24 protein-coding genes and 1 tRNA gene are annotated in these 26,420 nt (G+C 62.4%); 15 read left to right on the top strand and 10 right to left on the bottom strand.

Annotated features, from left to right (window positions below; translation table 11 throughout):
• Positions 1-53: 53 nt before the first annotated feature.
• Entirely contained in the window at positions 54-266 is a 213-nt protein-coding gene (locus tag KI243_RS11065; protein ID WP_003179963.1) for a cold-shock protein, read from the bottom strand.
• Positions 267-560: 294 nt separating this feature from the next.
• Complete coding sequence (locus KI243_RS11070) at positions 561-860, bottom strand: hypothetical protein (RefSeq protein ID WP_212810807.1); 300 nt, start codon at positions 858-860, stop codon at positions 561-563.
• 388 nt (positions 861-1,248) lie between these two features.
• Here KI243_RS11070 and thrS point away from each other — a divergent pair, with 388 nt between their 5' ends.
• The 10 genes from thrS to KI243_RS11120 all read left to right on the top strand — a co-directional run bounded on the left by thrS (position 1,249) and on the right by KI243_RS11120 (position 9,589).
• Complete coding sequence (thrS, locus tag KI243_RS11075; RefSeq protein WP_177107478.1) at positions 1,249-3,171, top strand: threonine--tRNA ligase; 1,923 nt, start codon at positions 1,249-1,251, stop codon at positions 3,169-3,171.
• Positions 3,171-3,722: a translation initiation factor IF-3 gene (gene infC, locus KI243_RS11080; RefSeq protein ID WP_177061863.1), complete on the top strand. Its 552-nt coding sequence runs from the start codon at positions 3,171-3,173 to the stop codon at positions 3,720-3,722. The genes thrS and infC overlap by 1 nt, the downstream gene beginning before the upstream one ends.
• 60 nt (positions 3,723-3,782) lie before the next feature.
• Positions 3,783-3,977, top strand: coding sequence for a 50S ribosomal protein L35 (gene rpmI, locus KI243_RS11085; RefSeq protein ID WP_002553160.1), 195 nt, complete (start codon positions 3,783-3,785; stop codon positions 3,975-3,977).
• Positions 3,978-4,007: 30 nt separating this feature from the next.
• A complete protein-coding gene (gene rplT / locus KI243_RS11090; RefSeq protein WP_007905879.1) occupies positions 4,008-4,364 on the top strand; it encodes a 50S ribosomal protein L20 in 357 nt (118 codons plus the stop codon).
• 111 nt (positions 4,365-4,475) lie between these two features.
• Complete coding sequence (gene pheS, locus KI243_RS11095; protein WP_017128237.1) at positions 4,476-5,492, top strand: phenylalanine--tRNA ligase subunit alpha; 1,017 nt, start codon at positions 4,476-4,478, stop codon at positions 5,490-5,492.
• 27 nt (positions 5,493-5,519) lie between these two features.
• Positions 5,520-7,901, top strand: a complete 2,382-nt coding sequence (gene pheT, locus KI243_RS11100) for a phenylalanine--tRNA ligase subunit beta (RefSeq protein ID WP_017128238.1) — start codon at positions 5,520-5,522, stop codon at positions 7,899-7,901.
• A 3-nt stretch (positions 7,902-7,904) separates the two neighbouring features.
• Positions 7,905-8,207: an integration host factor subunit alpha gene (ihfA, locus tag KI243_RS11105; protein WP_002553164.1), complete on the top strand. Its 303-nt coding sequence runs from the start codon at positions 7,905-7,907 to the stop codon at positions 8,205-8,207.
• Positions 8,188-8,544: a MerR family transcriptional regulator gene (locus tag KI243_RS11110; RefSeq protein WP_017128239.1), complete on the top strand. Its 357-nt coding sequence runs from the start codon at positions 8,188-8,190 to the stop codon at positions 8,542-8,544. Before ihfA ends, KI243_RS11110 begins: the two co-directional genes overlap by 20 nt.
• Before the next feature lie 89 nt (positions 8,545-8,633).
• Positions 8,634-8,710: transfer RNA gene (locus KI243_RS11115), tRNA-Pro, on the top strand.
• A 234-nt stretch (positions 8,711-8,944) separates the two neighbouring features.
• On the top strand, positions 8,945-9,589 hold the full coding sequence (locus KI243_RS11120; RefSeq protein WP_212810808.1) for an amidase: 645 nt from the start codon (positions 8,945-8,947) through the stop codon (positions 9,587-9,589).
• A gap of 95 nt (positions 9,590-9,684) precedes the next feature.
• Here KI243_RS11120 and KI243_RS11125 read toward each other — a convergent pair whose 3' ends face one another.
• The 8 genes from KI243_RS11125 to KI243_RS11160 all read right to left on the bottom strand — a co-directional run bounded on the left by KI243_RS11125 (position 9,685) and on the right by KI243_RS11160 (position 19,342).
• Positions 9,685-10,692, bottom strand: coding sequence for an XdhC family protein (locus KI243_RS11125; protein WP_212810809.1), 1,008 nt, complete (start codon positions 10,690-10,692; stop codon positions 9,685-9,687).
• A gap of 11 nt (positions 10,693-10,703) precedes the next feature.
• Positions 10,704-12,056: a cytochrome c gene (locus tag KI243_RS11130; RefSeq protein WP_212810810.1), complete on the bottom strand. Its 1,353-nt coding sequence runs from the start codon at positions 12,054-12,056 to the stop codon at positions 10,704-10,706.
• Between the two features lie 17 nt (positions 12,057-12,073).
• Complete coding sequence (locus KI243_RS11135; RefSeq protein ID WP_212810811.1) at positions 12,074-14,308, bottom strand: xanthine dehydrogenase family protein molybdopterin-binding subunit; 2,235 nt, start codon at positions 14,306-14,308, stop codon at positions 12,074-12,076.
• Positions 14,308-14,772, bottom strand: a complete 465-nt coding sequence (locus tag KI243_RS11140) for a (2Fe-2S)-binding protein (RefSeq protein WP_177130205.1) — start codon at positions 14,770-14,772, stop codon at positions 14,308-14,310. Before KI243_RS11140 ends, KI243_RS11135 begins: the two co-directional genes overlap by 1 nt.
• Before the next feature lie 81 nt (positions 14,773-14,853).
• Positions 14,854-15,804, bottom strand: coding sequence for an AraC family transcriptional regulator (locus KI243_RS11145; protein WP_212810812.1), 951 nt, complete (start codon positions 15,802-15,804; stop codon positions 14,854-14,856).
• Positions 15,805-15,890: 86 nt separating this feature from the next.
• Positions 15,891-16,571 (bottom strand): phytanoyl-CoA dioxygenase family protein, encoded by a 681-nt coding sequence (locus tag KI243_RS11150; RefSeq protein ID WP_212810813.1) that lies wholly within the window; start codon positions 16,569-16,571, stop codon positions 15,891-15,893.
• A 147-nt stretch (positions 16,572-16,718) separates the two neighbouring features.
• The gene (locus KI243_RS11155) at positions 16,719-17,972 is read right to left on the bottom strand and encodes a Zn-dependent hydrolase (RefSeq protein WP_212810814.1); all 1,254 of its coding nucleotides are present in this window, start codon (positions 17,970-17,972) and stop codon (positions 16,719-16,721) included.
• Positions 17,969-19,342, bottom strand: a complete 1,374-nt coding sequence (locus tag KI243_RS11160) for an amidohydrolase family protein (RefSeq protein ID WP_212810815.1) — start codon at positions 19,340-19,342, stop codon at positions 17,969-17,971. Before KI243_RS11160 ends, KI243_RS11155 begins: the two co-directional genes overlap by 4 nt.
• 179 nt (positions 19,343-19,521) lie before the next feature.
• Between KI243_RS11160 and KI243_RS11165 the strand changes: the two genes are divergently transcribed.
• The 5 genes from KI243_RS11165 to KI243_RS11185 all read left to right on the top strand — a co-directional run bounded on the left by KI243_RS11165 (position 19,522) and on the right by KI243_RS11185 (position 26,411).
• Entirely contained in the window at positions 19,522-20,406 is an 885-nt protein-coding gene (locus KI243_RS11165) for a LysR family transcriptional regulator (protein ID WP_017128249.1), read from the top strand.
• Between the two features lie 183 nt (positions 20,407-20,589).
• Positions 20,590-21,690: a DUF917 domain-containing protein gene (locus KI243_RS11170; protein WP_177130197.1), complete on the top strand. Its 1,101-nt coding sequence runs from the start codon at positions 20,590-20,592 to the stop codon at positions 21,688-21,690.
• Entirely contained in the window at positions 21,687-23,336 is a 1,650-nt protein-coding gene (locus KI243_RS11175; RefSeq protein WP_177130195.1) for a urocanate hydratase, read from the top strand. The genes KI243_RS11170 and KI243_RS11175 overlap by 4 nt, the downstream gene beginning before the upstream one ends.
• A 122-nt stretch (positions 23,337-23,458) precedes the next feature.
• On the top strand, positions 23,459-24,700 hold the full coding sequence (locus KI243_RS11180) for an MFS transporter (protein ID WP_280529441.1): 1,242 nt from the start codon (positions 23,459-23,461) through the stop codon (positions 24,698-24,700).
• Between the two features lie 64 nt (positions 24,701-24,764).
• On the top strand, positions 24,765-26,411 hold the full coding sequence (locus KI243_RS11185) for an aromatic amino acid ammonia-lyase (protein ID WP_212810817.1): 1,647 nt from the start codon (positions 24,765-24,767) through the stop codon (positions 26,409-26,411).
• Positions 26,412-26,420: the final 9 nt, after the last annotated feature.

Here is a 26,420-nt window from a genome sequence, read left to right on the forward strand (position 1 = left end):
GCGCCCATAAAAAACCCCGCCACATGGACGGGGTTTTTTCAGTTCGCGGAAACTTACTCCGGACGAACTTGTGCAGCTTGCATACCCTTTTGGCCTTTCTCAGCCACGAAGGAAACGGTCTGGCCTTCTTTCAGGCTTTTGAAACCGTCGCTTTCGATAGCTTTGAAGTGTACGAACAGGTCGTCACCGCCACCTTGAGGAGTGATGAAGCCGAAGCCTTTTTCATCGTTGAACCATTTTACGGTGCCGGTTTGGCGATTAGACATGGTGTATCTCCAAGAAACATATATTTTCAGTAGTACTGTGCTGCTCAGGCCAACTGGGCACACTGGCCTATCATAGTCGAAATGTTCGACTTGGGAGCCCCCCGCAGCGGCGGATTGCCAATCAGTCGCGCTTTCTTTACCGCTGTGTTTGTCTGAGAGGCCCGGTTTAAAAGGCCTGCAGGTAAAAATGGCGGTGATAAAAAAAGCCGTAAAAGCTGCATAAAATGTGTGAAAAAGCTGTTTTTCAGGCTGTTTTCAGCCCTGAAGGCCTCACAAACGTCCCTGTTTCAGGGGCTATTTGACGACGCGGCAGGCGGCAATGGCGTTCAGGGCATCGGTCTTGAGCTCTTTACTCGGTTCTTTTTTCGTGTTCATCAGTTGGCTGATCTGCTCGGTGGTGAACTTCTCCTTGAGCCTGTCGGCACCACAGGCGCAATGTTGCTGCGCGACATTGACCGGGACGCTCTTGCTGGCGGCGTCGGTACAGTCTTTCATGTAGGCCTCGCGCTGGCCGGCGGGCCAATCCGCGTGGGCGCTCAACGGCAGCAGCAGGAGGGCGGGGGCGGCAAAGGCAAAAAGATGAGTCAGGCGCATGTTCGAATACTCCTCTGGATAAAAAACGACGGGCTGGGTAGCGCTTGCCCTGTATTTGAGGGCGAGAGTGCAATTCAAGTTCACCCGGGCTGCAAAACCTGCGGACTTTAGCAGTTTGTGCGTCAGGCGAGGCGATGACCGTTCATCTGTGCTAGCATCCCCGACCTGGCTATTTCCGGCGTCGGTGCGGGTTGCACCCGACTGATGCCCCGCCATCAACCCTTTTTCTTGAACTCCAGTCACGGTGGTTCGTTTTCCGGTTGGCCTTGCGGCTCCTGCCACTGTGCGGCAGGCGTTCTTCACTGAACGGCTGGACGGATCATGTACTGGCTGCTCATCCCAACCCACGTGACCTTTGGTAGGGGTCACCACTAGGAGAGGAGGCGCCATGCCCACTATTACTCTTCCCGACGGCAGTCAACGTTCGTTCGATCATCCGGTTTCCGTCGCCGACGTCGCCGCATCCATCGGTGCCGGCCTGGCCAAGGCCACCGTGGCCGGCAAGGTCAACGGCAAGCTGGTCGATGCCTGTGACCTGATCGACGCCGACGCCACGCTGCAGATCATCACGCCCAAGGATGAAGAGGGGCTGGAGATCATTCGCCACTCTTGCGCCCACCTGGTCGGTCATGCGGTCAAGCAGCTGTATCCGACGGCCAAGATGGTGATCGGTCCGGTCATCGACGAAGGTTTCTACTACGACATCGCCTATGAGCGTCCTTTCACCCCGGACGACCTGGCCGCGATCGAGCAGCGCATGCAGCTGCTGATCGAAAAAGACTACGACGTGATCAAGAAGGTCACGCCGCGCGCCGAAGTGATCGACGTGTTCACCCGGCGTGGCGAGGACTACAAGCTGCGCCTGGTCGAAGACATGCCGAATGAGCAAGCCATGGGCCTGTACTATCACGAAGAATACGTCGACATGTGCCGTGGCCCGCACGTGCCGAACACGCGCTTCCTGAAGTCGTTCAAGCTGACCAAGCTGTCCGGTGCCTACTGGCGCGGCGACGCCAAGAACGAGCAACTGCAGCGCGTCTACGGCACCGCCTGGGCGGACAAGAAGCAGCTGGCTGCCTACATCCAGCGCATCGAGGAAGCGGAAAAGCGCGACCACCGCAAGATCGGCAAGCGCCTGGGCCTGTTCCATACCCAGGAAGAAGCGCCGGGCATGGTGTTCTGGCACCCGAACGGCTGGACCCTGTACCAGGTGCTCGAGCAGTACATGCGCAAGGTGCAGCGTGACAACGGCTACCTGGAGATCAAGACCCCGCAAGTGGTCGATCGCTCCCTTTGGGAGAAGTCCGGGCACTGGGCCAACTACGCCGAGAACATGTTCACCACCGAGTCGGAAAGCCGCGACTACGCCATCAAGCCGATGAACTGCCCATGCCACGTGCAGGTGTTCAACCAGGGCCTGAAGAGCTACCGCGAGCTGCCGATGCGCCTGGCCGAGTTCGGTGCCTGCCACCGCAACGAGCCGTCGGGTGCGCTGCACGGCATCATGCGCGTGCGCGCCTTCACCCAGGACGATGCCCATATCTTCTGCACCGAAGAGCAGATGCAGGCCGAATCCGCCGCGTTCATCAAGCTGACCATGGATGTCTATGCCGACTTCGGCTTCAAGGACATCGAGATGAAGCTGTCCACCCGTCCGGAAAAGCGCGTGGGTTCCGACGAGTTGTGGGATCGGGCTGAAAATGCCCTGGCCGCGGCACTCGACAGCGCGGGCCTGCCGTATGACCTGCAGCCGGGCGAGGGCGCCTTCTACGGTCCGAAGATCGAGTTTTCCCTGAAGGACTGTCTCGGTCGCGTCTGGCAGTGTGGTACCCTGCAGCTCGATTTCAACCTGCCTATCCGTCTCGGCGCCGAATACGTGTCCGAAGACAACAGCCGCAAGCACCCGGTGATGTTGCACCGGGCGATCCTCGGTTCGTTCGAGCGTTTCGTCGGAATTCTGATCGAGCACTACGAGGGCGCGTTCCCCGCGTGGCTGGCGCCAACCCAGGCCGTGATCATGAATATCACGGACAAGCAGGCTGATTTCGCCCTCGAAGTGGAAAAAACTCTGGCCGAAAGCGGATTTCGTGCCAAGTCCGACTTGAGAAATGAAAAGATCGGCTTTAAAATCCGCGAGCATACTTTGCTCAAGGTTCCCTATCTTTTGGTTATCGGAGATCGGGAAGTCGAGATGCAGACTGTCGCTGTGCGTACTCGTGAAGGTGCTGACCTGGGCTCGATGCCCGTCGCCCAGTTCGCCGAGTTCCTCGCGCAAGCGGTTTCCCGGCGTGGTCGCCCAGATTCGGAGTAATTATTATTAAGCGTGAAATGAGACAAGATAAACGAGCTGCACCGAAGGCCCCGATCAACGAGAATATCTCGGCACGCGAGGTTCGGTTAATTGGCGCTGATGGCGAGCAGATTGGCATCGTCTCGATTGATGAAGCGCTTCGGATTGCTGAAGAAGCCAAGCTGGATCTGGTGGAGATTTCCGCCGATGCAGTGCCACCCGTCTGCCGGGTGATGGACTACGGCAAGTCGATTTTCGAAAAGAAAAAGCAAATTGCTGCTGCGAAGAAAAACCAGAAGCAAGTGCAGGTTAAAGAAATCAAGTTTCGTCCAGGGACGGAGGAAGGGGATTACCAGGTAAAACTGCGCAACCTGGTACGTTTCCTGAGTGATGGGGACAGGGCCAAGGTTTCCTTGAGATTCCGCGGTCGTGAGATGGCCCACCAGGAGCTGGGGATGGAACTCCTCAAGCGGGTTGAAGGTGACCTGCTCGAGTACGGTTCGGTCGAACAGCATCCTAAGATGGAAGGACGCCAGCTTATTATGGTCATCGCCCCGAAAAAGAAGAAGTAACCACCAGGGCACGGCAGGCCTTGCGGTTATGTTTATCAACTGAATGCGGAGTATCCGAACATGCCAAAGATGAAAACTAAAAGTGGTGCTGCTAAGCGGTTTCTGAAAACTGCTAACGGTATCAAGCACAAGCACGCTTTCAAGAGCCACATCCTGACCAAAATGTCGACCAAGCGTAAGCGTCAACTGCGCGGTAGCAGCTTGCTGCATCCGTCTGACGTGGCAAAAGTCGAGCGCATGCTGCGCCTTCGTTAATTTTTGGATCAAGAATAGAGGAAGTAACTCATGGCTCGTGTAAAGCGTGGCGTCATTGCCCGTAAACGTCACAAAAAAATTCTGAAACTTGCTAAAGGCTACTACGGCGCTCGCTCGCGCGTATTCCGTGTTGCCAAGCAAGCGGTAATCAAGGCAGGCCAATACGCCTACCGTGACCGTCGTCAGAAAAAACGTCAGTTCCGCGCTCTGTGGATCGCTCGTATCAACGCTGGTGCTCGTATCAACGGTCTGTCCTACAGCCGTTTCATCGCTGGCCTGAAAAAAGCGTCCATCGAGATCGACCGTAAGGTTCTGGCTGATCTGGCAGTGAACGAAAAAGCGGCGTTTGCTGCGATTGTCGAGAAAGCTAAAGCCACCTTGGCTTAAGTACCCCCCGACAATCACCCGGGTTCGCCTTTGTGGGTTCGGGTGTTAAACGTCAGTAAATAGGGGAAGAGCCTTAAAGCTCTTCCCCTATTTCGTATCTGGAGTCTGTACATGGAAAACCTGGACGCACTGGTCTCTCAAGCACTTGAGGCTGTGCAAAGCGCTGAAGACATCAATGCCCTGGAGCAAATCCGGGTTCACTACCTTGGCAAGAAGGGCGAGCTGACTCAGGTGATGAAGACCCTGGGGAGCCTGCCGGCAGAAGAGCGTCCGCAAGTCGGCGCCCTGATCAACGTTGCCAAGGAACGTGTCACAGAGGTTCTCAATGCGCGCAAGGCGTCGTTCGAGGAGGCGGATCTGGCTGCCAGACTCGCCGCCGAGTCCATTGACGTGACCCTGCCTGGCCGCGGCCAGACCTCGGGCGGTCTGCATCCGGTTACCCGGACTCTGGAACGCGTCGAACAATTCTTCACCCGCATCGGCTACGGCATCGCCGAAGGTCCCGAGGTGGAAGACGATTACCACAACTTCGAAGCGCTCAACATCCCAGGCCATCACCCGGCCCGGTCGATGCATGACACCTTCTATTTCAACGCGAACATGCTGTTGCGCACCCACACCTCGCCGGTACAGGTCCGCACCATGGAATCGCAGAAGCCGCCGATCCGCATCGTCTGCCCAGGCCGTGTGTATCGTAGCGACTCCGATATCACCCACTCGCCGATGTTCCACCAGGTCGAAGGCCTGCTGGTCGATCGCGACATCAATTTCGCCGATCTCAAAGGCACCATCGAAGAGTTCCTGCGGGTGTTCTTCGAGAAAGAGCTGGCGGTGCGTTTCCGTCCTTCGTACTTCCCATTCACCGAGCCGTCCGCTGAAGTCGACATGGAATGCGTGATGTGCAGCGGCAAAGGCTGCCGCGTCTGCAAGCAGACCGGCTGGCTGGAAGTCATGGGCTGCGGCATGGTGCACCCGAACGTGCTGCGCATGTCCGGCATCGATCCGGAAGAGTTCCAGGGCTTTGCCTTCGGCATGGGCGTCGAGCGTCTGGCCATGCTGCGTTACGGCGTGAACGACTTGCGTCTGTTCTTCGACAACGACTTGCGGTTCCTCGCGCAATTTCGCTAGTCGTAACGAATCTATTAGGAGAACAGGATGAAATTCAGTGAACAATGGCTGCGCGGCTGGGTAAGCCCGCAGGTGAGCCGCGACGAGCTGGTTGCTCGTCTGTCGATGGCCGGCCTCGAGGTCGATAGCGTGACCCCGGCCGCCGGTGCCTTCAGCGGCGTGATCGTCGGCGAGGTGCTCAGCACCGAACAGCACCCGGATGCCGACAAGCTGCGCGTCTGCCAGGTCAGCAACGGTTCGGAGACCTTCCAGGTCGTCTGTGGCGCGCCCAATGTGCGCCCGGGCTTGAAGATCCCGTTCGCGATGATCGGTGCCGAACTGCCCGGCGACTTCAAGATCAAGAAAGCCAAGCTGCGCGGCGTCGAGTCCAACGGCATGCTGTGCTCGCAAGCCGAACTGCAGATCGGCGAAGGCAATGACGGCCTGATGGAACTGGCGGCCGATGCGCCGGTGGGCGAAGACATTCGTGTCTACCTGAACCTGGACGACGCGAGCATCGAGGTCGACCTGACCCCGAACCGTGGCGACTGCCTGTCCCTGGCCGGTCTGGCCCGTGAAGTCGGCGCGCTGTATGCCGCTCCGGTCACTCGTCCAGTCGTGGCGGCGGTGCCCGCCGTGCATGACGAAGTGCGTTCGATCGAAGTCCTGGCGCCGGCAGCGTGCCCGCGTTACCTGGGCCGCGTGATCCGCAATGTCGACCTGTCGAAGCCGACCCCGCTGTGGATGGTCGAGCGTCTGCGTCGTTCCGACGTGCGCAGCATCGATGCCGCCGTCGACATCACCAACTACGTGATGATCGAACTGGGCCAGCCGCTGCACGCGTTCGACCTCGCCGAAATCAACGGCGGTATCCGCGTGCGGATGGCGGAAGAGGGCGAGAAGCTGGTACTGCTCGACGGTCAGGAAGTCAGCCTGCGTAGCGATACCCTGGTGATTGCCGACCACACCCGCGCCCTGGCGATTGCCGGCGTGATGGGCGGTGAGCACAGCGGCGTCAACACCGCGACCACCCGTGACATCTTCCTCGAAAGCGCTTTCTTCGACCAGATCGCCGTCGCTGGCAAGGCCCGTTCCTACGGCCTGCACACCGATGCCTCGCATCGCTACGAGCGTGGCGTGGATTGGCAACTGGCCCGTGAAGCCATGGAGCGCGCCACCGGCCTGCTGCTGGAAATCACCGGTGGCGAAGCCGGTCCGATCATCGAAACCGTCAGTGAAGCGCATCTGCCGGCCATTGCCCCGGTGACCCTGCGTGCCGAGCGCATCACCCAGATGCTGGGCATGGAAATGGATGCTCCTCAGGTTGAGCGTCTGCTGTCCGGCCTGGGCCTGGGCATTGTTGCCAGCGGCGCGGGGCAGTGGCAGGTCGAAGTACCTAGTCATCGCTTCGATATCAGCCTGGAAGTCGACCTGATCGAAGAGCTGGCGCGGCTGTACGGCTACAACCGCCTGCCGGTTCGTTACCCGCAGGCCCGTCTGGCCCCGAAAGCCAAGGCAGAAGCCCGTAGCGACCTGCCTGAGCTGCGTCGTCTGCTGGTGGCTCGTGGTTACCAGGAAGCGATCACCTACAGCTTCATCGATCCGAAGCAGTTCGAACTGTTCAACCCCGGCGTCGAGCCGCTGTTGCTGGCCAACCCGATCTCCAACGACATGGCGGCCATGCGTTCGTCCTTGTGGCCGGGTCTGGTCAAGGCGCTGCAGCACAACCTGAACCGCCAGCAGGATCGCGTCCGTCTGTTCGAAAGCGGCCTGCGTTTCGTCGGTCAGCTGGAAGGCCTGAAGCAAGAGCCGATGCTCGCCGGTGTGGTCTGCGGCAGCCGTCTGCCGGAAGGCTGGGCACAGGGGCGCGACACCGTCGACTTCTTCGACGTCAAGGCTGACGTGGAAGCGTTGCTGGGCTTTGCCGGTGCCCTGGACTCGTTCACCTTCGTGCCGGGCAAACACCCCGCGCTGCATCCGGGTCAGACCGCGCGCATCGAGCGGGAAGGGCGCCTGGTCGGTTTCATCGGCGCAATCCACCCCGAATTGTCGAAAACCCTCGGTCTCGACCGTCCGGTCTTCGTGTTCGAGCTGGTTCTGGCTGAAGTGGCTCTGGGCAAAATGCCGAAATTCAGCGAGTTGTCGCGTTTCCCTGAAGTGCGTCGTGACCTTGCGCTGCTGGCAGACAAGGGCGTGGCGGCCAGTGCCGTACTGGACGTAATTCGAGAAAATGCAGGCGAATGGCTCACAGAGCTCAGGCTCTTTGACGTCTATGAGGGTAAAGGCATTGATCCGCATAGAAAAAGCCTTGCAGTTGGCTTGACCTGGCAGCATCCATCGCGCACTCTTAATGACGATGAGGTGAATTCCACGACGCAAAATATCCTCACCTCGCTTGAAACCAGGTTGAACGCCACGTTAAGGAAGTGACGTATGGGGGCTCTGACGAAAGCTGAAATGGCGGAACGTCTCTACGAAGAGCTGGGTCTGAATAAACGTGAGGCCAAGGAATTGGTCGAACTGTTTTTTGAAGAAATCAGACACGCTCTCGAAGACAACGAGCAGGTCAAACTGTCGGGATTCGGCAATTTTGATCTGCGGGACAAACGCCAGCGGCCTGGCCGCAATCCAAAAACGGGAGAAGAAATCCCGATCACGGCTCGCCGTGTGGTCACCTTTCGTCCAGGGCAGAAGTTGAAAGCCCGAGTTGAGGCCTATGCTGGAACCAAGTCATAACGACGAGCTCCCGCCGATCCCAGGCAAACGCTACTTCACCATTGGTGAAGTCAGCGAGCTGTGTGCGGTAAAACCGCACGTGCTGCGTTACTGGGAACAAGAGTTTCCTCAACTCAACCCCGCCAAGCGTGGTGGTAATCGTCGGTATTATCAGCGCCATGACGTGCTGATGATCCGTCAGATCCGCGCCTTGCTGTACGACCAGGGATTCACCATCGGCGGGGCGCGTCTGCGTCTCTCCGGTGACGAGGCCAAGGACGACAGCACCCAGTACAAACAGCTGATCCGCCAGATGATTTCCGAGCTGGAGGATGTGCTGGTGGTACTGAAGAAGTAAATTTTTTGGAAATAATACTTCCAAAATTCAAAAGGTTAGGTTAGATTCCTAATCGCTTTCAGAGGTTTGAAAGCACAGCTACTCAGTGTCGGGGCGTAGCGCAGCCCGGTAGCGCACTTGCATGGGGTGCAAGGGGTCGAGTGTTCGAATCACTCCGTCCCGACCAATAATTTAGTAGACGGCTCAAGCACTTACGGTGATTGAGCCGTTTTCTTTTGCGGCATCACAATCAAAACAGAATCAAAATAAAATCAAAACATCAGCCCGAAGAAAGGTTGGGCTTTTTCATGTGCGTCACTTTTGAAGCCCGCCCACCTGAAACACCTGTAGAGGGATCTATGCACATTACCCGTCTGGCGCATCTCCATACCGCCTCTGTCGTTTGCGAGGGGCTGGTCTCATGTTCCTGAAGCATATTCCTCTGTATGCCGGCCTGATCCTGCTCACTGCCTGTGGCATGCGGCCGTGGGTCCCCTATGTCGAGCCGGCTCCAGGTACCGACACCGCTCAGCTTCGCGTTATCACCAATGGCGAGGTACGGGGTGGCGTGTACGACGGCTGTGTGGGGAATGAGCAGGGCCTGGCCAGGGCAGGGCGCTTCTATGGCGATCACCTGCCATCAATCAACTACCCGCAGTCACCCGTGGTACCGCCGCGGCTGGATATGCCCGCCCGTTTTGCGCCGAAACTGAGTGACTATCTGGGCGCGATAAGAATGGCTGAAGGCAACTATTCGGAAATCGTGGCCGAATACCGGGTGCCGGCGGGCAAGCCATTTGTGCTGGCGCTGCAGACGCTGCAGGCGGGCACCTATGGCAGTAGCTATATGCAATGTTCGGAGCAGGCCGCTGTTTTTACCTTTGAAAAGGGCAAGAACTATGAGGTGTTCATGGGCATCAATAGCATTACCGCCAAAGACGGCACGACTCAGGTGAAATGCCCTTTTGCGGCGTATGAGCTGGTGAGTCTGGGCACGCGGGGGTTGGTGCTTCCGAGCATGCTCAAGCCCACGGCCCCGTCGGGGCAGAAGTGTCCGGCTCGATGAGTGGGCGGGGCTTTTTTGAGCAAACAACCCCGCCGGTTTGCTGGCGGGGTATCACTGCTCTGGCCCATGGTGTGACAAGGGCGCTGCGTTCTGGCTCACGCTTCATGCACACGTTTGCCCACGTCGATCGTGACCTCGCTCGACAACGCGATACCGTTCTTGGCCGCCAGTATTTCGGCCATGACGCTCACCGCGATCTCGGACGGGGTCTTGCTGCCGATGTAGATGCCGATCGGCCCCCGCAGGCGCTTGAGCGAGGCTTCGGTCTGGGCGAAGTGCTCGATCAGCCGCTCGCGGCGCAACTGGCTGTTGCGACGCGAGCCGATGGCGCCGATGTAGAAGGCGGGGCCCTGCAAGGCTTCCAGCAGCGCCAGGTCGTCGAGCTTGGGGTCATGGCTGAGCGCGACGATGCAGGTCCGCAGGTCGACGGAAAAGGCGCGGACGACATCGTCCGGCATGCCGACGATGCACTTCACGTCACCGACCGCCCAGGACTCCATGTACTCGGGGCGAGGGTCGCAGACCGCCACCTTGAAGCCGTTGAACAGCGCCATGGTCGCCAGGTATTCGGCCAGCGCGCCGGCGCCGATCAGTAGCATGCGATAGCCGGGGCCCAGGGTGTTGGTCATGTACTGCCCATCGAAGCTGAACTGCTCAGGGATCGCGGTCGGTTCCAGGACCACTTCGTTGGTGTCTACCGCCAGCCGGCGACGAATGAGACTGCCGGCATCGAGCCGGTTCAGGACTTCATCGAGCTGCTGTCGCGACGGGCTGAACTCGAGGACCAGTTCCAGGGTGCCGCCGCAGGGCAGGCCAAAGCGATGGGCCTCGTCCGCGCTGATACCGTAACGCACGACTTCGGGCAGCCCGTCTGTCAGGCCCGTGCCGCCATGGGCGGTGGTGTATCGGTGGATCAGGTCATCCTCGATACAGCCACCGGAGACGCTGCCCACCACACGACCATCGTTACGCAAGGCCATCATCGAGCCGACGGGACGCGGCGACGAGCCCCAGGTGCGCGCCACGGTTGCCAGCAGCACGCGTTCCCCGGCACCGAGCCAGTCCCGGGCGGTGCGCAAGACCAGCAGATCGATACTCTCCATGATGTCCAGGCTCAACGCATCTGCAGGATGATGGGGCTGCTGCTGGCGGGACCGGTATGCCCGCGCAACGTGCCGACCGCTTGGGCATCAACGGCGCCCCCCTGATTGCCCCAGGTGCTGCGCACGAACGTCAGCACCTCGGCGATTTCCTGGTCCGACAGTTGCTCGCGGAATGCCGGCATCCGGTAGGCATCCGGCACGCCAGCCGCCACCACGCGCTGCGAGCCGTTGAGGGTGATATTGATCGCCGACTCGGCATGCGCGGCCAGTGCCGAGGTGGCTCCGGCCAGCGGTGGCATCCATTCGGGCTGACCCTCGCCCGCCAGGCCATGACAGGCAGCGCAACGGGTCACATAGGTGTGGGCGCCGGGAGTGTCCTGGCGCGTCGCGGCGGATACCGCCTGGTATTGCCAGGCAGGCCCGTCACGCCCGGGGTCGCCGGGAAGTGATTTGAGATAGCGGGCGATTGCCCGCAAGTCATCGTCGCTCATGAACTGGGTGGAGTTGTTGAACGCCTCGGTCATCGAGCCATAGACCACCGCGTGCTGGTTACGCCCGGTCTTGAGAAACTGGACGATCTGCGGCTCGCTCCAGCGCCCCAGGCCCGTGTTGTGATCGTCGCGCAGGCTCGGCGCGTACCAGCCGTCGAGCAGGGCGCCGGCCAGGAACGGTGTGCCGGAGTCGTCCAGTGCCTTCTCGTTGAAGGCCAGGCCTCGCGGCGTATGGCAACTGCCGCAATGACCGGGTCCCTGGACGAGGTAGGCGCCACGGTTCCACAGCGCATCGTTTGCCGGCTTGGCCGCGTAGGGCGTCGTATCGGCAAAGACGCCATTCCACAGGGCGATAGGCCAGCGCATGTTCAGCGGCCAGGGGATCTGGCTGGGGATATTGGCCTGTTTGACCGGGGCTACACCCTGCATGAAAAACGCGTACAGCGCACGCACGTCGTCGTCGCTGAGTTTGCCGTAGGACGGGTAGGGCATGGCCGGGTACAGGCGCCGTCCACCCGGAGCGACGCCGCTGCGCACGGCACGGTCGAAGTCCGCCAGGCTATAGTGGCCGATACCGGTATCGCGGTCCGGAGTGACGTTGGTGGTGTGAATCGCGCCCAGCGGCGTGGCCATCTCCAGGCCACCGGCGAAGGGCGCACCGCCCGGCACACTGTGGCAGGCCACGCAGTCGCTGAGGCGGGCGACGTACTCGCCACGAGCGACCAGGGCCGGGTCGAAGCGGGCCTCGGCGGCCTGATCGCTTGCCAGGGGCGAGGTCGGCTCGCGGGTGACGTACCAGGCCAGCAGGCCTGCCGCGACCAGGCACGGCACGGCCAGCCAGCCAGCGGTTCTTGCGAATCGGCTGTTCTTCATAAAGGCTCCGGCGCCGTTCAGGCGAAGGTGTATCGGCTCAGGGGCATGCTGCGGATGCGCTGGCCGGTCAGCCGCGCCACCGCGTTGGCCACGGCGGGCGCCACTGCCGGCAGCGGCGGCTCGCCGACGCCGCCCATCTTTTCCCCGCTCTCGACGATACGCACGTGCACCCGCGCCATGCGTGACGGTGGCAGGATCGGGTACAGGTCGTAATTGCGCGCGCGGGGCTTGCCGTCGACATACACCGCTTCTTCCACCAGCACCTGGGACAGGCCCAGGGCCACGGCACCGTTGACCTGGGCTTCGACGATGGCGGGGTTGACGATGCTGCCAGGGTCGATGGCTTGCCAGATGTCGTGCACCTTGACCTGGCCCTTGTCGATCGACACCTCGGCGATCACCGCGGTCTGGGTGCCGAACGGCGACGCCATGGCCACGCCCCGGGCGCGCCGGGTGCCGTCTTCGGCGGTGAACGGGCCGCGTTTCCAGCCTCCCGACAGCTCGCCGACGGTTTGCAGCAAGTGAGTCAGGCGCGGGTTGCCGCGCAGCAGGTGCAGGCGCAATTCGAACGGGTCCTTGCCGCCTTTGTCGGCCAGTTCATCGAGGAAGGCCTCGTAGAAAAAGTCGTTGAGCGAATTGCCCACCGAGCGCCAGTAGCCGAGCATGACCGGCCCCTTGACGTAGACCTGGGCGATGCGTTTGTTGGCGATGGCGTAGGACTTGCCCGCCAACCCTTCGAGGGCGGTGGGGTCGAGCTTTTCGCCCTGTTTGCCCGCCAGGGCTTCGCTGGGACCTTCGGTGGCGCTGATCGCCTCGATGGCGACGGGCAGGCCGTCATTGTCCAGTGCCGCGCGGAACCTGACCGCGGCGATGGGGCGCAGCGCATCGCGCAGGAACTCTTCTTCGCGGCTCCAGATAAGCTTGACCGGGCGCCCCACGGCCTTGGCCAAGGCAATGGCCTGCGGGTAGGGGTTGGCCGAGTCGTAGAGGAAATGGCGCCCGAAAAAGCCACCCAGCAGGGGCGAGTGCAAGGTGATCCGGGACGGATCAAGGCCGGTACGTTTCGCGATGTCGTTGCGGAACATGTCGGGCGCCTGGTTGGGCAGCCAGACCTCCAGCGAACCGTCGGCATTGAAGCGCGCCAGGGCGGAGGGCGGCTCCAGCTGGCCGTGATTGAGGTACTGGTTGTGGTACGTCGCCTCGACACGGGTTTTCGCGTTGGCCAGGGTGGCGGCGACATCGCCTTCATTTTCCGCGTCGCGGCCCGGCCCCTGCTCGGCGGCAAGGCGCTGTACAAAGGCATCGCTGGAAAAGTCCGCGGGCATTGGCCGTACCTGGGTGTCGGCCGCAGGCTCCTGCCAATCGACCTGGATCGCTTCCACCGCGCGCTTGGCGTGCCACCAGCGTTCGGCCACCACGGCCACCGCGCCGGGCAACTGATGCACCGAGTGCACGCCCTTCATGGCCTTGACCTGTTCTTCGTTGCGCAGGCCACCGACCGTCATGCCCAGGCGTGGGGCGTGCTGGACGGCGGCGTGGAGCATGCCGTCGACCTTCAAGTCGATGCTGTACAGGGCCTTGCCGGTGGACTTGTCGTAGGCGTCGACACGTTTGACCGGCTTGCCGATCCAGCGGAACTGGCTCGGGTCGCGCAGTTTTACACTGGCGGGATCCGGTACCGGCAGGTCCATGGCGTGCTCGGCCAGCTCGCCATAGGCGACCGAACGCCCGGACGCGGCATGGATCACCTTGCCCGGCTCGGTGGATAGCTCGCCCACCGGCACCCCGAGTTTCTGCGCGCCGGCCTGCAGCAACATGGCCCGGGCCAGAGCCCCGAGGCGACGCATGGTCGGGTAGCTGGTGCGCACCGACATGCTGCCGCCAGTGATGCGCATGCCGTTGTCCATCACCACGTAGACGTCGCCGGGAGGCGCGCTGTCGACCACAAAGGTGGCGGGGTCTGCGTCCAGTTCTTCGCCGACGATCTGCGCCATGGCGGTGTAGGTGCCTTGTCCGCCTTCCATGAACGAGCAGAGCAGACGCACGGTGTTGTCCGGGCGGATCTCCAGGAATGCCGGCACCTGTGTCCCGCGCTCGGCGGCCGCAACGGCCGCCTGCACCCTGGCCGAACCCAGCGGCAGGCCGAAGCCGAGCACCAGGGCGCCTACGGCGGTACCTGCCAGGAAACGCCGGCGCGAGAGGTTGATCGGCTCGCCCAGGGCGTTTTCAAGGGGATCGATGTGCGCGCTCATCATGCGTCTCCTTTCGCGGGTTGTGCCGCGAGGTCGTGCACGGCGGCATGAATGGCGTTATAGGTGCCGCAGCGGCACAGGTTGACCATCGCCGCGGTGATCTGCTCGTCGTTGGGACGTGGGGTGTGCTTGAGCAGCGCCGTGGCTGCCATGACCTGGCCGGACTGGCAGTAACCGCACTGGGCAACTTGATGCTCGACCCAGGCCGCGACCACGCGCTTGCCCACCTCATCGGCCTCGATGGCTTCGATCGTGGTGACCTCGCGGCCGACCACGCCGGCTACCGGCGTGACGCAGGCGCGCACCACGTTGCCGTCCACCAGCACCGAACAGGCCCCGCACTGCGCCAGTCCGCAGCCGTACTTGGTGCCGGTCAGGCCCAGATCATCGCGGATCACCCACAGCAGGGGCGTATCGGCGTCGGCGTCGACCTGATAACTCTTCTGGTTGATTCGTAGTTCCATGGCTAACCCGCTGATCATCGGTTGATGTGTCGTTGTTATAAGGGGCGATGGGCAGCGAAGCGCATCGCCATTGCACAAGCGTCATGCCGTGCTCGATGTCGTCGTATCCGTCTCGAACACCTGACCGCGCAGCAGGGCGATATCGCGCCTGGGCGTATCGCCGAACAGCCGCGCGTATTCACGGCTGAACTGCGACGGGCTCTCGTAGCCCACGGCAAACGCGGCTCGCGATACATCCAGGCGCTCACTGAGCATCAGCCGCCGTGCTTCGGTCAGGCGTAGCCATTTCTGGTACTGCAGCGGGCTCATGGCGGTGAGCTGGCGAAAGTGGTGATGAAAAGTCTGCGGGCTCATCTGTACCCGAGCGGCCAATTCTTCGATGCGCAGAGCTTCGGTGTAGTTCCGCTTGAGCCAATCGATGGCCTTGGCGATGCGATAGCCCTGGCCATCCACGGCGGTCATGCGTCGAAGCCGCGGCCCCTGGTTGCTGTTCAGCAGGCGATAGTGGATCTCGCGCAGGATCAGCGGGCCCAGCACCGGAATCGTCTCGGGTTCATCCAGCAACCCCAGCAGGCGCCCGATCGCTTCCTCCAGCGCAGCGGTCATAGTGCCGATCCCCACGCCTTTGCCCTGGGCACGGTCGCGTGTCGACGGCAGGCCGCCCTTGGCGATCAGCTCGGCGAGCATGGCGACGTCCAGCTTCATCACCAGTCCGACGCAGGGTTGCTGGGCACTGGCGACGAGCACCTGAGAGTTGGCGGGGAGATCCAGCGAGTTGATCAGAAACCGCGAGGGGTCATACACGTAGCCCTCGCCACCGACCCAGAGTTGTTTTGCACCTCGGGCGACCAGGACCAGGCTGGGCTCGACCATGCACACCGCGGGTGGTGCCGGATGGTCGCGGCGAAAGACGGACACGCCGGCAATGGCCGTCGGGAAATCCCCCGGCTCATGGGTGTGCGGGTCGATGCTCGATGCCAGGTGCCATGCCTGGCGCGAGCTTGAATGGGGCGTGTCGGCTAAATCCTTCATGTCTTGACTCTAGCTCGCGTGCACAGGGTTTCCCAACCATAGGTCGGCATGCTCGGAGGATCAGGCAAGTATTCAAGAGGATTACGCTAGAGTGGCGGGGCAACGGACGGCGGCGGGTCGAACCGATCGTGCGTGTCCATGCGAATGTTTCGCAGGCTCGCCGTTTCCAGGTGCGACGCATACAGCGATTCCGCGTAATAGCTGATCAGCAGGGAGCGACGATGGGCGCCGCTGGCGTTCAGGCTGCCCGCGTGCACGAGGTCGGCATCAAACACCAGGATATCGCCCGCGCAACCTGCAAGCTGCACGGAGCCGCACTCGTCATTGAAATCCAGTGGCGATTCTCCCGGCCCGGGACGATGACTGCCGGGGACGATACGGGTCGCGCCGTTTTCGGGGCCATAATCGTCGAAGTAGGCCAGGGCGATGACGATGTCGCCTGGTCGTTGCGCCGACAAATCGCGGTGCAACTGCTGATGACCGCCACCGGCCAGGGGCTCGCGGCCTTCCACCTGGGAGAGAAAGAAGCGCTCGGCGATCAACTCGCCCACCACCGCGAGCACCTGCGGCAGGCGACACACCGCCTGAACCTTCGAGTCAATGTCCAGCAGCGAATGGCGCCAGTCCATGCCACGTGGCACCGGCCATTGGTCCGGTGGTTTCACGCCCGCCTCGAACACGTCACGCAGGTCGGCCAGCCACTCGGCCGGGATGGCCCGACGAAGTAATGCATAGCCGTCTCGATGGAGTTGTTCGCGGTCAGTCATTGCGTCGTCAATTCCCTTGTCAGCAACGTGTTTTGCCGTGCGGCCTGCGGCCAGGCAAAAGCATCGGCCAATGTTGCGCAGAATGCCAATACGGTATCTGAAAAAAAAACGGCACCGTGGGTGCCGTTTTTGTGGAGGTGTTCCGCCTTACCCCAGGCGCTTGTCCAGATTGATCAGGCTCTGAGCCAATACCGCCGCGCCGCGGGCCAGTTGCTCTTCGGTGATCGACTCTTCCGGGCAATGGCTGCGGCCATTCAGGCACGGAATAAACACCATGCCGACGGGGCCGATCGGCGCCACATAGACCGCGTCATGCCCGGCGCCGCTGGGCAGGCGACGGTTGGGCAGGTCCAGGCCATCGGCGGCTTCGGTGATGGCCTGCATCACCATTTCCGAACACTGGGTGGGGCGGGCGCGGCTGACATGTTCCATCTTGGCCTCCAGTAGCAACGCCTCAAGGCGTGTCTCGCTCTCGGCCATGATGGCTTCCGGAAAGGTATCCAGCACCTGCTGGCTGTCGCTGCGCACTTCCAGCATGAGCTCGACCCAGCCCGGCACGGCGTTGGGCACATTCGGCGTCATGGCGATGCGGCCAACGGTGGCGACCACGTAATGCGGGTTGCCACTTTGTGTCGCCGCCATGCGCTGCACCTGGTCAATAACATGGGCCGCGCCCACCAGGGCATCGCGACGGATATCCATCGGCGTGGTGCCGGCGTGGTCGGGCTGGCCGATCACGGTGATCAACGCACGACGAATGCCGACGATATGGGTCACGACACCAATCGGCAGACCGGCCCGTTCCAGCACCGGTCCTTGTTCAATGTGCAACTCGACAAACGCGGCGGTTTCTCCCGGCTGGCGCAGGGGGCGAGCGAGGGCCTCCGGTCGCGCGCCGATACGGCGCATGCCTTCGGCGAGGGTTTCGCCCGCCTGGTTTCTGGCCGCCAGTTGGCCGGCGTCCAGCTCTCCGGAAAAGGCGCGGCTGCCCACGCAGGAGATGCCATAGTCGCTGGGTTCTTCGGAAAGGAAGTCGATCACCTCCAGGGGATGATCCAGCTCGATACCCTGTTCCTGGAAACGCTGGGCGATTTCGATACCGGCCAGCACGCCGATAATGCCGTCATATCGCCCGCCGCTGACCACGGTGTCGCAATGGGAACCGGTGACCAGCGCGGGCAGGTTTTTCCGGCCTTCGCGGCGGCCGATCAGGTTGCCGCCGGCGTCAAGATGCACGCTGAGACCGGCTTCTTCCATCTGCGCGGTCAGCCACTCGCGCGCTTGCATGAACAACGGGCTGAAGGCCCGGCGGGTCCAGGGCATGTCGTCGCGGGTGAATTCGGACAGACGCACAGTGCGTGCCCACAGGCGTTCGGAGTTGATCAGGTCAGTGACGTTCATTGGTTGGCTTCCACGGTGTTGGCGCGGGGGCGCAGGAAGCGTCCATAGCCGGCCTGGTTGATGATCGTGTGGTTTTTGAACACGGCCTGGCCCCGGCAATAGGTGGCCTCGACGCGCACGCTGAACTCCATGCCTTCGAAGGCGCTCCAGGTCACGGCGGACAGGCTGGTGCTCGGGTCGAAGCGGTATTTTTGCGGGTTGAGAATCACGAAGTCGGCATCCTTGCCCTCCTCGAACGAACCCTTGCGGTCATCCAGCAGAAAGTGCCGGGCGGGATTGCGGCACAGCAGTTGGGCGACGGTGGTGGGCGGCAGACCATGCTGCTCGCAACCGGTCCACAAGGCAGGCAGCAGGGTTTCCAGGCCCGGGCCACCGGAGGCGTTCTTGAACACATCCGGATTGCCCTTGCGCTCCAGGCCCCAGCTCACGTGGTCGGACGAGACGAAGGTGCAACGTCCTTCGGCGATATGCCCCCAGAGTTTTTCCGACTCGGCCCTGGGACGAATCGGCGGGTAGTGCTTGGTCCTGGCGCCGAAGCGGCGGGTGTGTTCCTCGTGGTTGAGCATCAGGTACTGCACACAGCTCTCGATGCTGACGTCGTGCCCGGCGTTCCTGTACATCTGGTACAGCTCGAAGCCTCGGGAGGTGGAGACATGCACCGCATGGGCGCGGGCGCCGGTCTGGGCGCCGATTTCATAGATCTGCACCGTGGCCAGGTCTTCGATCAGCGGCGTATGGGCGCGAAGGAACGCGTCCCAGCCGGTGTCGTTGGCCGCCTGCAAGGCCTGGATGTTCTTGCGGGTCAGTTCCTGCATCTGGTTGTGCACGGCGCAGGCCAGGCCGCTGGGGGCGATCAGTTCGAAGGCGGTCTGCAGATCGTCTTCTTCCACGCGCGGGAAACGGCCGGGGCTGGCCTCGAAGGTGGAGAACTTGAAGGCACACACACCAGCCTCGATCAGCCCGGCCGCGGCGGCGAACCCATGGGTCTTGTTCAGGGTGCCGAACAGCGCCACGTCCACATGGCAATCGCGCTCCACCTCGGCGATCTTGCCTTCCAGCAACTCGCGGCAGGCCATGGGCTCCGGGTCGTCGTAGGGCATGTCCACCATCACGGTGATCCCGCCGGCGGCGGCCGCCCGCGAGGCCCAGCCCAGGCCTTCCTGGTTGGCCTGGCTGCCGGAATGAACCTGGCCGTCGATCACCCCGGGCAACACCCATTTGCCCCGTGCATCCAGCACCTCCCGCGCCTGTGGCGGCTGGCCGTTGCCGCTGGCGGCGATCTTGCCGTCGCGCACCGCCAACCAACCGTTTTCGGTTACCCGGTCTGCATCGACCAGGTTGCCCAACACCAGTAAATCGTACTCGCCCATGTGCTTGGAACCCTCGTTCAGTTGCCTGTTTGCGTCTGGAAAAGCCAGAAGCGACAGGCCTTTCTTGTCGTCTTGTACCGATGAGGGGGCCAGTGTAAGTTGCGCGTTTTCATCATGTCTTATGCTTGTTTATTGCTCATGCATAACACGTTGTTATGCCTTTTGCGGGAGCGACCGAAGTGAACCTGAAGCAGATCGAAGTGTTTCGCGCCATCATGCTGACCGGCTCCATCAGCGGCGCCACCAAACTGCTGCACGTGTCACAGCCGGCGGTGTCACGGTTGTTGTCCTACACCGAACAGCGCCTGGGCCTGGTGCTGTTCGAGCGCATCAAGGGACGGCTGTACCCCACGCCCGAGGCGCGCATTCTGTTTGCCGAGGTCAACTCGGTGTACCAGGGGGTGCAGCGGGTCAATGAGGTGGCCGAAGACCTGATCCAGAATCGCATGGGCCACCTGCGCATCGCCTGCAGCCCCAGCCTGGGGCTGAGCCTGATTCCGGCGGCCATCGCCCGCTTTCACCGTGAATTGCCCGAGGCACGGGTGATCCTGCACACGATGATCCCCGATGTGCTGCTGCAGGCGGTGATCACCCAGCAGGTGGAGCTGGGCATCGCCTTCCTGCACGAAGGCCATCCCAATGTCGAATCCCGCGAGCTGTACGAAAACCGCCTGGTGGCTGCGCTACCGGTGGATCACCCGCTGACGGCCAAATCGGTGATTCAACTGGAGGACCTGGTGGATCAGCCGTTCATTGGCTACGGCACCGACATTCCCGTCGGCCGCCTGGTGAGGAAGCTGCTGGCCGAGCGCAATATCGTCCTGCGTTCGGCGGTGGAGGTGCAGCAGATTCACGTGGCCTGTGCACTGGTACAGGCCGGGGCGGGCATCGCCCTGCTCGATGAAATCACCGCCCTGGGGCCGGTGTGGACCAACGTGGTGTTCCGTCCGGTGGAGCCCACGGCGAACACGCCGATCAGCATCGTCCACGGCATGTACGAACCGTTGTCGCGCCTGGCCCAGCGCTTTATCGAGACCCTGGAAGCGGTAAAGGTTCAGGGTTGATCGGCCTACGAGTGCGTCAGAAAAATCCTTAACATTCTGTTATGCGTAAGCAATAAAAAGTAATACGACAACACGATTGAACGCCCCCTAGTATCGGCTCCATGCAGCGCAACCACCCATTGGCCAAGGCTTTTGGAGCCGGTGCGCGACGAATAATCAGACAGGCCGAAAGAGGAAATAGACATGGGGCGCGTGTTGACGCTGAAGGATGTGGACGCCGCGGTGAAGGGCGGTTCCGTCTTCGCTTGTGGGGGCGGTGGCTGGGTCGAGCATGGCCTGGAACTGGGTCGTCTGGCCGTGACCATCGGCCGGCCGGAACTGGTCAGCCTGGATGAAGTGGCGGATGACGCCTGGATCGCCACGGCCGCCGCCATCGGTGCGCCCGGTGGCCTCACCGACTGGCAGATGCTCGGCGTCGATTACGTCAAGGCCGTGCAGTTGGTACAGCAGGAGCTGGGCGCGCCGATCCATGGCCTGATCGTCGGCCAGAACGGCATGTCCAGCACCCTCAACGGCTGGTTGCCGTCGGCGATTCTCGGCACCAAGGTCATCGATGCCGTCGGCGATCTGCGGGCGCACCCCACCGGCGACATGGGCTCCCTGGGGCTGGCGTCCAGCACGGAACCGATGATCCAGGCCGCCGTGGGCGGCAACCGCAAGAACAACGCCTACATCGAACTGGTGGTCAAGGGCGCCACCGCCAAAGTCTCACCGATCCTGCGCAAGGCGTCCGACATGTCGGGTGGCTTTATCGCCAGTTGCCGCAACCCGATTCCCGCTTCCTATGTTCGCCAGCACGCCGCGCTCGGCGGTATCAGCCAGGCCCTCGGCCTGGGCGAGGCGATCATCGCCGCCGGCGGCAAGGGCGGCAGCGCGGTGATCGACGCGATCTGCAGCTACACCGGCGGGCACATTCTCGGCAGTGGCAAGGTCACGGCCAACACCTTGCGCTACACCGACGAAGCGTTCGATGTGGGGGTGGTGGATATCGGCCAGGGCAGCGGGATGTGCCGGGTGCATGTGATGAATGAACACATGGCGGTGGACGATGCCCAGGGCCAGCGACTGGCGACCTACCCGGACGTGATCACCACCCTGGATATGCAGGGCAACCCCATCAGCGCCGGTCAGCTCAAGCCGGGCATGGAAGTGGTGATTTTCCATATTCACCATCGGCAGATTCCACTGTCTTCGTCGGTGATTGACCCGGCGGTGTACCCCTCGGTGGAGAAGACCCTGGGGATTGAATTGTTCAGCTACCTGGATCAGGGAGCGCGGTCATGAGCAAGTCTTTCACCGTGACCGGCGGTAACCAACTGCGGTGCCGCGGCTGGCGCCAGGAAGCCCTGTTGCGCCTGCTGGAAAACGTTTTGGCGGTGGGCGAAAACCCTGAGGAACTGGTGGTCTATGCCGCCCTGGGCCGTGCGGCGCGGGACTGGCCGTCCCACGATGCCATCGTCCACGCGCTGAAAACCATGCGTGAAGACCAGACGCTGATGATCCAGTCCGGCAAGCCCATCGGCTTGTTGCAGACCCACGCGAATGCGCCGCTGGTGATCATGGCCAACTGCAATATGGTCGGTCAGTGGGCCAAGGCGGAAAATTTCTACCAGTGGGAAAAAGACAACCTGATCTGCTGGGGAGGGCTGACGGCCGGCGCCTGGCAGTACATTGGCTCACAAGGAGTGATCCAGGGCACCTACGAGATTTTCTCGCGTATCGCTGAAAAGCACTTCAACGGTGACCTGACCGGGCGCTTCATTCTCACCGCCGGCCTCGGCGGCATGGGCGGCGCGCAACCCCTGGCCGGCACCATGTGCAACGCGACGATCCTCACCGTCGAGGTCAACCAGAAGAGCCTCGACAAGCGCATGAAGATCGGCTTCCTGCAACACCAGGCGCCGGACCTCGACAGCGCCCTGGCGATGATCGCCGACGCCCGGGCGAAACGCGTGCCGATCTCCGTCGGCCTGCTGGGCAACGCTGCCGAGATCTATCCGCAGATCCTCGCGCGGGGCATCGTCCCCGATATCGTCACCGACCAGACCGCCGCCCACGACCTGGTCTATGGCTACGTGCCGGCCGGCTACAGCCTGGAGCAGGTCAGGCAGCAGCGTGAAAGCGATATCAATGGCCTGATGGACGCCAGCCGCCGTTCCATCGTCGCCCATGTGGAAGCCATGCTCGGCTTCAAGGACCGTGGCGCGGTGGTGTTCGACAACGGCAACCTGATCCGTACCCACGCCCATCAGGGCGGCGTGTCCCGGGCCTTCGAGATTCCGATCTTTACCGAGGCCTATCTGCGGCCGCTGTTCTGCCGGGCCATCGGGCCGTTTCGCTGGATGGCGCTGTCCAACGACAGTGACGATATCCGCGTGATCGACGACTACCTGCTGCAGCGATTCGCCGATAACCGGATCGTCAGCAACTGGATTCATCTGGCGCGCCAGTACGTGCCATTTGAAGGCTTGCCGGCGCGGATCGCCTGGCTGGGCCACGGTGAGCGCACCGAGTTGGCGCTGGAGGTCAACCGCATGGTCGCCGACGGTCGGCTCAAGGGCCCGATCGCCTTCAGCCGCGATCACCTGGATGCCGGCGCCATGGCCCATCCGAACATCATGACCGAGAACATGCGCGACGGTTCCGACGCCATCGCCGACTGGCCGTTGCTCAACGCGCTGATGAACTGCTGCTCGATGGCCGACCTGGTGGTGATCCACTCCGGTGGCGGCGGCTACAGCGGCTATATGACCAGCTCCGGCGTGACCACCGTGGCCGATGGCAGCGAGGCCGCGGCACAGCGCTTGCAGCTGGTGATGACCAATGACACCAGCGTCGGGGTGATGCGTTATGCCGATGCGGGTTACCCGGAGTCGCTCGACGAAATTTCCCGCAAGGCCTTGCCCTATATCCCGTTGGCAGCCCACTGACCCCAGGCGATGAGCATGAATAATAAAAACACGATTGCGCCCGTGATGATTCACTCCGTCCCCCCGGGACGGCGGTCCCGGCCGGGCACCACAGCGGGCGCAAGGCGATTGCCGCCGCGTCCATCGGCAATGCCCTGGAGTGGTATGACTTTTCGGTGTACGCGTTTTTTGCGGTGTACATCGCGCAGAACTTCTTTGCGCAGCAGGACGCGGGAGCGCAGTTGTTCGAGGCGTTCCTGGCGTTCGGCATCGGCTTTGTGATCCGCCCCCTCGGGGCACTGGTGATCGGCGCGTACGGCGATCGGGTAGGGCGCAAGGCCGCCCTGATGTTGACCATTCTGACCATGGCGGCGGGCACGGCGATCATCGCGTTCGCGCCGCCCTACAGCGCCATCGGTATCGGTGCGCCGCTGTTGATCCTGTGTGGACGGGTGCTGCAGGGCTTTTCCGCCGGAGGTGAAGTGGGCGGGGCGGCGGCGTTCCTGATCGAGCATGCGCCGGCCGATAAAAAAGGCCAGTACGCGTCCTGGTTGCAGGCGAGCATGGGCATTTCCAACGTGCTGGGCGCACTGGTGGCCACGGCGGTCACCCTGACCCTGACCCATGAGCAGGTCGGCGACTGGGGCTGGCGTATTCCCTTCATCCTGGGGTTATCCATCGCGCCGATTGGCCTGTGGATGCGTCGTACCCTGCATGAAACCCCGGTGTTCAAGGCTGAGCAGGCGCGTCGCGAGCATCAGCCCGAGGCGGCCCCGCTGGCACCCCTGATGCACCTGTTCAAAAGCCAGCAACGCGCACTGCTCCAGGGCACCGGGTTGTCGGTGTTGTGGGCCATCAGCGTGTATTCGCTGGTGATCTACATGCCGATCTATATGCAGCGGGTGCTGCATTTTGAAAGTCACCAGGCGTTTCTCGCCGCGCTGATCGGCAACTGCGCGATGGTCGTGGCCTGTGTGATGGCCGGCACCTGGTCCGATCGGGTGGGCACCTACCGCATTCTCGCCACGGGGGCGGGGTTGTTGCTGGTCGCGCCGTATCCGTTGCTGGTGCTGCTCGATCAGGTTCACACCACCGGCATGTTGATCCTGGTGCAAACGCTGTTCTGCGCGCTGATCTCGCTGTTTGTCGGCGTGGCGCCCAAGGCCCTGGCCGACCTGTTTCCCACCGAGGTGCGGGCCAGTGGCATGTCCGTTTCCTACAACCTGGCGGTCACGGTGTTTGGCGGCTTTGCTCCGGCGATCCTGACATGGCTGGCGGACAACACCGCCACGCGTTTTGCCCCGGCCTGGTACGTGATGATCGCCAGTGTCATCGCGCTGCTGACCTTGTGTTCCATCGCCCGTAACACCTCATCCACCCAATGATCCGTGCAAGGGCCGGTCAACCGGTCCCTGCCACTCCCCACTTGCATAACCTCGAAGGTTCATCATGCTAAACAGGCTCGCTTTGCTGTTGGTTTCCACGGTGTGCGCAGGATTCAGCCCGTTCATTTTCGCGGTGCAACTCGATGGTCGATCCATCACGCCGGCGATCATCGCCCAGGTGGCGGATGGCGAACCGGTCACGGTGGCGGCGTCGGCCACCCAGCGCGTCGCGCAAGGTCATCAGGTGCTGCTCGAAGCGGCTCGCCATGGTCAGAAAATCTACGGCCTGACCGTCGGCGTGGGGCTTAACAAAGACCGGAAAATGGTCGACATCCATGGTCAATTGAGCCAGGAAGTGATTGAGGCCTCGCGCCAATTCAATATCGGCCTGTTGCACGCACATTCCGGCGGTGCGGGCGCCCCGGCCACGGTACGCGCCGTACGGGCGGCCATGGTGGTGCGCCTGAATACCCTGCTCACCGGCAGCGGCGGGGTGGCGCCAGAGATCGTTGGTGCCTATGTGGCTTTCCTGAACAAGGGCATCACGCCGTATGTGCCGGTTCACGGCTCGGTGGGCGAGGGTGATATCACCGTGCTGAGCCATGTCGGCCTGGCGATGCTGGGGGAAGGCGAGGTGTTCTACCAGGGGGCCAGGGTCCCGGCGAAGCAGGCGCTGCAAAGCACGGGCACCAAGGCCATCGTGCCGTATGCCAAGGATGCCCTGTCGATCCTCAGCTCCAATGCCTGGTCTGCCGCCAATGCCGCCCTGGCGTTGAATGACCTGGCCCATCTGCTGCCGCTCAATACGCTGACCTTCACCCTGAGCTTGCAAGGCCTGAACGGCAACGTCTCGCCGTTCCTGGAAAACACCCTGGCCCTGCGACCATACCCCGAAGTGCGGGCCATGGGCGCGCAGCTGCGGGATTTGCTGCAAGGCGCCAGCCTGTGGCGGCACGACGACCAGCGACCGTTGCAGGATCCGCTGAGCTTCCGTTCCGGCGTGTACCTGCTCGCCGAACTGCAGCGCAGCTACGGCCTGGCCAACGAGCAATTGACCATCCAGCTCAACCACTCCGACGATAACCCGGGCATCGCCCTGGATGTCAGCGCGCCGTCTGACCGCGACCAGGACGCTTTCGGCTATGTCGACAGCAATGGCGTGAAAGGCGCGGTGCTGCCCAGCGCCAATTTCGAGCCGCTGCCCTGGGTGCTGGCGTTCGAGCAACTGAGCCTGGCCCTGGCCCACAACTCCCTGGCCAACGTGCAGCAGATCATCAAGCTCAACAACCCGGGCATCACCGGCCTTACGCGTTTCCTCGGTACCGACAAGACGGTCCACGCATTCGGCGCCATGGAGAAACCGGCGGCGATGCTGGCGATGCAGAACAAGAATCTGGCGATGCCGGTGTCCCTGGACTACTTTCCGGTGGCCGGCGACATCGAGGACATCGCCACCAACGCGCCGATGGTGGTCGAGCGCCTGCAACAGCAGATCGACAATAGCTACCAGTTGCTGGGCATCGTGTTGGTGCATGACGCCCAGGCGATCGACCTGCGCAAGCAGGGCGGCAAGGGCTTTGTGCTGGCGCCGAAGACCGCGGGCCTGTATGACGCGCTGCGCAGGAAGGTCACCTTCATGGCCACCGACCGGGCCATGACCCCGGATTTTGCGGCGGCTGAAGCGGTGGCGCGGGCTTACAGGCCAGAGTGAGCGATTGCG

The sequence above is a fragment of the Pseudomonas sp. Ost2 genome (assembly GCF_018326065.1).
Taxonomy (GTDB): domain Bacteria; phylum Pseudomonadota; class Gammaproteobacteria; order Pseudomonadales; family Pseudomonadaceae; genus Aquipseudomonas; species Aquipseudomonas gingeri.